General features: G+C 36.5%; 4 protein-coding genes. 1 reads left to right on the top strand and 3 read right to left on the bottom strand.

Translation table 11 applies throughout. The features are described from left to right. The 3 genes from AC1DTM_RS24635 to AC1DTM_RS24625 all read right to left on the bottom strand — a co-directional run. Positions 1 to 717, bottom strand: a 717-nt coding sequence (locus tag AC1DTM_RS24635; protein WP_477001114.1) for a sulfurtransferase, incomplete at its 3' end; no start/stop codon positions are given. Between the two features lie 2 nt (positions 718 to 719). After that, complete coding sequence (locus AC1DTM_RS24630; RefSeq protein WP_002149260.1) at positions 720 to 992, bottom strand: DUF2533 family protein; 273 nt, start codon at positions 990 to 992, stop codon at positions 720 to 722. A 26-nt stretch (positions 993 to 1,018) separates the two neighbouring features. Next, positions 1,019 to 1,480, bottom strand: a complete 462-nt coding sequence (locus tag AC1DTM_RS24625) for a GNAT family N-acetyltransferase (RefSeq protein WP_002158541.1) — start codon at positions 1,478 to 1,480, stop codon at positions 1,019 to 1,021. Positions 1,481 to 1,551: 71 nt separating this feature from the next. Between AC1DTM_RS24625 and AC1DTM_RS24620 the strand changes: the two genes are divergently transcribed. Beyond that, positions 1,552 to 1,806, top strand: coding sequence for a DUF3931 domain-containing protein (locus tag AC1DTM_RS24620; protein WP_000369740.1), 255 nt, complete (start codon positions 1,552 to 1,554; stop codon positions 1,804 to 1,806). The last annotated feature ends 83 nt before the right edge of the window (positions 1,807 to 1,889 follow it).

Below are 1,889 nucleotides of genomic sequence, written 5' to 3'. Positions count from 1 at the left end.
CGCTGTAACACCAGAACCACAATATACGATTGTTTCCTTCTCTTTAGCAAGATTTTGGAAACGCCCTTGCTGTTCCTCTTCGTTTTTAAAGTGTCCCGATTCTAAAATTCCATCTTTCCAAAAATAGTTTACTGCCGTCGGAATATGCCCTGCCTTCGGATCGACGAGCTCTTCCGCACCTGCATAACGTTTCGGCTCTCTAGAATCAATTAACGTAATATCTATACCTGCATGAATATTCTTTCTGACCGTTTCCATCGTTACAAGCATATTTTCTTGTATTTCCGGTATAAAAGGTTTTCGTGCAATAACTGGGATATTCGGCGTTGTGTGTAATCCATTCTCTTTCCAAGCTGGAAATCCACCGTCTAATATATACACTTTCTCATGTCCTACATAGTTTAATAACCACCATAAACGAGAAGCCATTGCACCAGCTTGACTATCATACGCAATTACTGTCGTATGTTCATCAATCCCAGCCTGTGAAAGCTTGTCTGCAAACTGCTCTATATTTGGTAATGGATGGCGACCACCATGCTCTATTACAGAACTTGATAAATCTAAATTTAAATCAAAATATAACGCATGGGGAATATGTTCTTCCTCATACTTCTCTTTACCCCAATTTGGATTCGCTAAATCAAAACGACAATCGACTATACGGACATGTTCATCTTCTAAATGCTCACGCAACCATTCGACTGTAACAATCATCCTTAACGCCCTTCTTTCTCGTTCACGCGACCTACATACTCCATAACCATATCTGTTGTAACAAGTTTACGCTGCGGCGCAACGCCGCGTTTTGCAAGGTCATTAATTTGCTTTGTTACCATATTAATTGCATCAACTGAGAAATGTTTTCCATTTGATGCAAGTGCGATCGCAGCCTCAATTGCTGCTTCGCGTTGCGCATCTAATTGTAAAAATATTTTTACAATCTCATTTTGTTTACGAGAATGTGCTGTAATTGCTTTATGTACTTCCATCTTCTCTTCCCCCTAATAATTTATACTTATTTGTTTAATTTCATTGCAAGCCGAATCATATCACGACATACAATTCCATTTTCAATAATCTCTTCTTCATAATGCTTTGAAAAGTAATCAAAATCAATAGAAAAAATACGAAATCCACATTTTTGATATAACGCAAGTTGTGAAATACTAGAATTACCTGTACCAACTTCAAGTTTGTACATATTATATTCTTTAGCTTTTTCTATTGCATGCAACAATAACCCCTTACCAATACCTTTTCCTTGCATATGTTCTACAACCGCAATATTCATAATTTCCATTGTCTTTGGTCTTGTTTCCAAAAGCACATATACACCGATAATGCTTTCTTCTTGTTTAGCTATATACGTAAACCCTCTCTGTACATATGCATCAATTTGGCGTTCACTTGGATCAGCAAGGAGCAATAAAGATTTCGGTATAGCTTCTTTCGAAATACGCTCTATTACAACAGACATAAAAATTCCCCCTTCCCTATTGTTCTAAACCCCCCTTGTCTACCATAGATAATAGAAAGGAGGGATTCACCATGGACAACAATGAGAAAAAATGCAACGTCATCTCTATTGATGGAAAGAAAAAGAAGAGCGACACATATTCCTATCCAAAATTAGTAGTAGAAAACAAAACGTATGAGTTTTCTTCATTCGTCTTATGCGGTGAAACACCAGACGGCAGACGCTTAGTTCTTACCCATATGATTTCTACTGATGAGTTTGCAGGGTTTGTAAAATCTTTAGATACTGTACTACAAAAGAAAATTGAACGAATCTTTTTTTCATAACGGCTATTTAATATAAATTTCTTTTTCAATTTCTACTAACTGCTTTTGTAGCTCTTCTTTACTTTGTTCATATAGTGATACAT

It is taken from the genome of Bacillus sp. P4_D3, from assembly GCF_056401855.1.
This window is presented reverse-complemented; position numbering and strand designations above follow the sequence as displayed.

Excerpts from the sequence above, each read along its gene's own strand:
- AC1DTM_RS24625 (WP_002158541.1), bottom strand. The coding sequence starts at position 1,480 with ATGTCTGTTGTAATAGAGCGTATTTCGAAAGAAGCTATACCGAAATCT.
- AC1DTM_RS24630 (WP_002149260.1), bottom strand. The coding sequence starts at position 992 with ATGGAAGTACATAAAGCAATTACAGCACATTCTCGTAAACAAAATGAG.
- AC1DTM_RS24620 (WP_000369740.1), top strand. The coding sequence starts at position 1,552 with ATGGACAACAATGAGAAAAAATGCAACGTCATCTCTATTGATGGAAAG.